At 66.3% G+C, this 4,806-nt stretch carries 2 protein-coding genes and 3 pseudogenes; 2 read left to right on the plus strand and 3 right to left on the minus strand.

Annotation, left to right across the window (positions count from 1 at the left end; translation table 11 throughout):
• A pseudogene (locus tag EQG76_RS32680) lies at positions 1-790 on the plus strand (integrase core domain-containing protein); the annotation flags it as partial.
• A 568-nt stretch (positions 791-1,358) separates the two neighbouring features.
• Positions 1,359-1,559, plus strand: a pseudogene (locus EQG76_RS33870) (transposase); the annotation flags it as partial.
• A 221-nt stretch (positions 1,560-1,780) separates the two neighbouring features.
• On the opposite strand, the pseudogene EQG76_RS32690 reads toward EQG76_RS33870, so the two are convergent.
• The 3 genes and pseudogenes from EQG76_RS32690 to fliD all read right to left on the minus strand — a co-directional run.
• Positions 1,781-2,390: pseudogene (locus tag EQG76_RS32690) on the minus strand (helix-turn-helix domain-containing protein); the annotation flags it as partial.
• A gap of 175 nt (positions 2,391-2,565) precedes the next feature.
• Positions 2,566-3,006, minus strand: a complete 441-nt coding sequence (fliS, locus tag EQG76_RS31100; RefSeq protein WP_159719083.1) for a flagellar export chaperone FliS — start codon at positions 3,004-3,006, stop codon at positions 2,566-2,568.
• A gap of 28 nt (positions 3,007-3,034) precedes the next feature.
• Complete coding sequence (gene fliD, locus EQG76_RS31105) at positions 3,035-4,753, minus strand: flagellar filament capping protein FliD (RefSeq protein ID WP_159719084.1); 1,719 nt, start codon at positions 4,751-4,753, stop codon at positions 3,035-3,037.
• Positions 4,754-4,806: the final 53 nt, after the last annotated feature.

A 4,806-nucleotide genomic window follows, 5' to 3' on the forward strand; every position in this document is an offset into this window, starting at 1 on the left:
TCTACGCCCTGCAGCCGACCCTGCCGCACCCGATCTGCTCGTCGCTGCACCGCTGCCTGCAGCGTCACGGGATCACCCGATTGCCTGACACGGACGGTGCGAAGACTAAGCGCTCCCGGCTCAAGAGCTATCCGATCGGCTTCTTCCACCTCGACATCGCCGAGGTCCATACCGAGCAGGGCCGCCTCTACCTGTTCGTTGCTGTCGACCGGACCTCCAAGTTCGCCTTCGCCCAGTTGCATGAGCGGGCGACCCGACAGGCCTCCGCCGCCTTCCTGCACGCCCTGGTCGCAGCCGTGCCCTACCGCATCCACACCGTGCTAACCGATAACGGCACCCGGTTCGTCGACCGCACACCCACCAATGCGGCGGCCGAGGCCGCTGCGGAAGCCTATGGGCCGCCAAGGGCGAGCCGCGGGTTTGGCTGGTCCACGCCTTCGACCACGCCTGCGAGCAGCCTTGCAGCGGATTTGCCGCTGCTCCCTCCGGTGGATCGCTGGGCGACGGCATCGAGCACCGCACCACCAAGCCGGCACACCCGTGGACGAATGGTCAGGTGGAGCGGATGAACCGGACGCTGAAGGATGCCACCGTCCGACGCTACCACTACGGCAGCCATGACGAGCTCCGGCACCACCTGCAGCTCTTCCTCGACGCCTACAACCACGCCCGCAGGCTCAAGACCCTGCGCGGGCTGACCCCCTACGAGTTCATCTGCAAGACCTGGATCGAACAGCCGGCCAGGTTCATCTCAGATCCGACACACTACACCCTGGGACCAAACATCTAGAGCACGCAAGCGCCAAGATCCTGGGCGCCACGTCCCAGCGGTGCCGGGTGCTGCGCTGTTCTCCTGAACGGCGTTCCTGCGAAGGCCGGATGATCCGTCTGCTGACGGATCATGGATGAGGAACGCTCTCGCGCACGTGCCCGTCGGGCTTCAGCCCGATCCCCCGGCGGGATGTTAGCAGCGCTGACAGGGGCCAGCGCATTCCTCGGCGCCTCCTGGCCGCCACTGCGCTGGCGATCGGAGGGAAGGCCAACTGCCTTCCATGGTGGCCGCAGCACTTGGCCAAGCCCCTCCTGCAGCCCGACCGGGCCGCTGCCGGTCAGGCCTGACGGCAGGTCGCCGATCGGCTCCGTTCCCGCCCTCGCTGGCCTACTGGCCAGCGTCCCTTCAGGAATCGGATGATCGGCCTGCTGGCCGATCATGGCCAAAGCTCGCCAGCCTGATGGACGAGAGCGAGCACGATGTCTTGGCCTGCCTGACCTTCCCGGCCAGCACCGGGCCATCCATGGCCAGACGGCCATGGATCCGCTTCCTGCAAGAACCAGGGCCAGGAGGCCCTGCAGGGCCGCACCGCACGAACCTACTGGAATGGCTGAACAAGGAGGTGAAGCGCCGGGCCGACCTGGTCGGCATCTTTCCTGGCGAGCCTGCGGTCATCCGGCTGATCGGCGCGGTGCTGCTCGAGCAAAACGACGAGTGGCAGACCAGCCACCGCCAAATGCAGCTCGAAGCCATGGCCGAGCCGATGGCGCCGACACCCGATGCCGAACCAGCGCAAATTCCACCCCAAGGCCGCCTGAACGATGACCACCCCCGATCGACCCCAACTTACACCTCGTTGATGGACACGACCACGGCGGTTCAAGAGCGAGGTGATGCGCCCATAGCCGTACGGAGGCCGCTCGTCGACAAGCTGGCGGATCAGCGGCATGAATCGGTTGTCCTCAGTTGCCCTCCCAACTCCTTGTCTGGCGAATTGCTCGGTGGTCTCCCCAAGGCGTAGGAGCCGTGCGCGTCCACGATGGCGTGCAGATAGACCCGGCCGATGCCCTTGAGCGTGCCGAGCATGAAGGTGTCAGCTAACAGCAGCTGACCTGGCCGTTCGCTCTCGACATGGCGCTTCTTGAAGCAGGGAATGAGCTTCTCCAGGAGCGCCACCTGCTCCGGAGAAAGTTCGATCACCTGATCGGCGTTCTGCCGCTTGAGCGCCAGCCAGCGCTCCTGGCGGCTGCCCAGCTCCTTGTCGTTGAGGATCTTCTGGATCGTGATCGCCGAGACCCGGCGGGCTCCCAGGGCCAACAACGCCTCGATCCGGTTGCACCCGTAGGCCGGATGCTCCAGCGCCAGGGCCTCGATCCGCGCCACCATGAGCCATCAGCAAGACGGCTCATGGTGGCGTCATCGGATGGCTCTTGGCGATCGGCGGCAGATCCTTCAGCCCGTCCAGGCCGTGAGTCTGAAAGCGCCGCTTCCAGTCGAAGAAGCTGATTCGGCCGATCCCACCACGCCGGCATGCCTTGGTGAAGTTGTTCAGCCGTTCGGCCAGCTCCAGCACCGTCAGCCGTCGGTGCGCCAGCTTCCTGTTGGCATCCTTGACCATCACCTTGCGCGCTACTTCGGCCACCGATCTTTCCCCCTATCCGCAACCTGATCCTGCCCGGAATGCAAGACAAGAAGTTAAGAAGACACTCCAGACAACATCTCGCGTACAGTTTGCCCGCGCTGTGCCCAAGCGCCCGCGGCAGTCTCGGCAAAGACGGGTGGCGATCGCTTGCTCAGGCCTGGACGGCGCGGCCGGGGTCGGAGGTGGGGTTGCCGGTGGGAAGGTGCGCGGCGGCCGGGATGCCCAGCTGGTCCCAGCTGGCGCGGACTTCGCGGACCAGGGCGATCACCTCGCTGCATCCGGCCGGGTCGTTGCTGACGTTCACCTGCTGGATCTTCATGCCGATCATTGCGTACCAGCGGTCCAGGGCGGCGGCGACGGAGCCGCCACGGTCATGATCCAGGCTGGCGTGGAGGGCGTCGCAGATCCGGGCGGCCTTCTGCGTCGCCTGCCAGCGGTCCTCGATCCGGCCGTCGAGGCAGGCCAGCCGTGCCTCCTCCATCCGGCGGACGATACCGTCATAGAGCATCACAATCTGGCGAGCCGCGGGCAATGTCTCGGTTGCCTGGCCGTAGGCCGAGAAGGCCCGGGCGTGCTGCGGGTAGGGGTTCAAGGGCGAGGCTCCCGCAAAGGCCGGAAGGTCATTGCTCGTCGGTCTGGCCGAGGGCCGCGCGAATCTGCTGCAGCATCGCCTTGGCCTGACCGAGGGCGGTCTCAAGTGCCGTGAACCTGGTGATCAGCTGGTCACGGTAGCGGTCAGCGCGCTCGGTGATCCGGTCGATGTCGGCCTGAGCCTTGGTGGTACTGCCTTCGACCTGCTCGATCTCGCGGGCGAGTCGGCCATCCGTCTCGTCGAGCACCCGACCGAGTTCGTCATGGGCGAGATCGGCCAGACCCTGGCTGGCGGTCACCGCCACCGAAGCGCTGCCGGTGCCACTCCACAGGAACTGCAGACCGGCATAAGGGGTGCCGTCCCTGCCCTTGATGACCTTGCCGGCGACATCCACCGCCACCCCGTCGATGCTGGCACTGTCGATCTGGCCGTCATTGTCGGCGTCGACGATGTCGATCGCAAAACTGGTGTCCTGAAGGGGGCCACTGCGCGAGAACAGGACCAAATCGGCCGAGTTGCTCTCGAAGCGGAACTCCAGGATGTCGCGCACCCGGTCGAGATTGGTCAGGAGCGCGTTGCCCAGCTTGTCCCCGTCGATCCTCATCCGGTTGGACGGATCCAGGGTGATGCCGATCTCGCGCAGGCTGCCGCCGCCTGCACCGGTTGCCGCACCGCCCAGGATAGACCCGACCTTGAGCTGCATGTCGCGCAGGAAGCTGTTGCCGAACAGCGGGCTGTCGGACGAGACGGTGCCATCGGCACCCACCACGTTCTGCTGGTCGATGAAGTCGCGGAACGCGTTGTAGGCGTCGACCAGACGGGTGACCTGATCCTGCACGGCACCGAGGGAGCGCTCGATCTCGACCGTCATCGTCGTACCGGGCTCGCTCTTATAGAGGTTGAGCGTGACGCCCTGGAGCACGTCCTCGATCTTGTTCGATGCCCGCTCGATGGTCACGCCGTCGATGCTGAACCGGGCTGGACGCGCCGCCTGGATCGGGTTCTGCACCGTGGCCCCGCCGTCCATAGAGATGCCGAGCTTCGCCAGCACATCGTCGCCGGCGCCGTTGGCCAGCGTGATCGCCTGGCCGGTGGACTGCGCGGTCAGGATCAGCCGGGCCTCGCTGGATGAAACCTGCAGGACCGTGGCAGCGATGCCGGTCGTGGCGCTGCGGCTGTTGATCGCGTTGCGCAGGTCCTGGATGGTCATGGCGCCGTCGACCGCGATCTCGGCAGTGGAGCCGCCGCCCAGCCCCAGCACCAGTGAGCCGGCAAAGCCGCCGAACGCATCCTGGAGCTTCTGGTCGAGGCCCGTGACGCTGGCGGTGGCGAGCTTCTGTGCTGCGGCCAGCTGCTCGACCCTGAGCTCAAAGCTGTCGGGCTGCGCCCGGTTGCTGGCCGAGACGCCGACGATGGCAGCCGGCGACACCGTCGTGTCCGCCGACAGATAGGCTTCCTTCTTCTCGAAGAGATTGTCGTTGATGCCGAGCGTGCCGGGCGGATTGCGCAGGCCGGCCACCGCCGAGCGGATCTCGCCCAGGACCGCACGCAGGTCTTCCAGTGCGGCCTTCTTGGCGTCATTGGCGGCGATCCGTGTCTCCAGGCGGACCGCCGGGATCTTCTTCGCCTCGACCAGCGACGTGACCAGCCCCTCGATGTCGAGGTTCGAGTTCGTGCCGGACAGCCGCGTGGTGCCGCCGGTGGTGACGACGCTGCCGAAGCTCAAGCTGCCCGTACTGGTAGCCATGGCGGTATCCTGGAAGACGAGGTTGCGGGGGCTTTGCCGCGTTCGGCCGGATC

It is taken from the genome of Geminicoccus flavidas (genome assembly GCF_009806515.1).
GTDB classification, from domain to species: Bacteria; Pseudomonadota; Alphaproteobacteria; order Geminicoccales; family Geminicoccaceae; genus Geminicoccus; species Geminicoccus flavidus.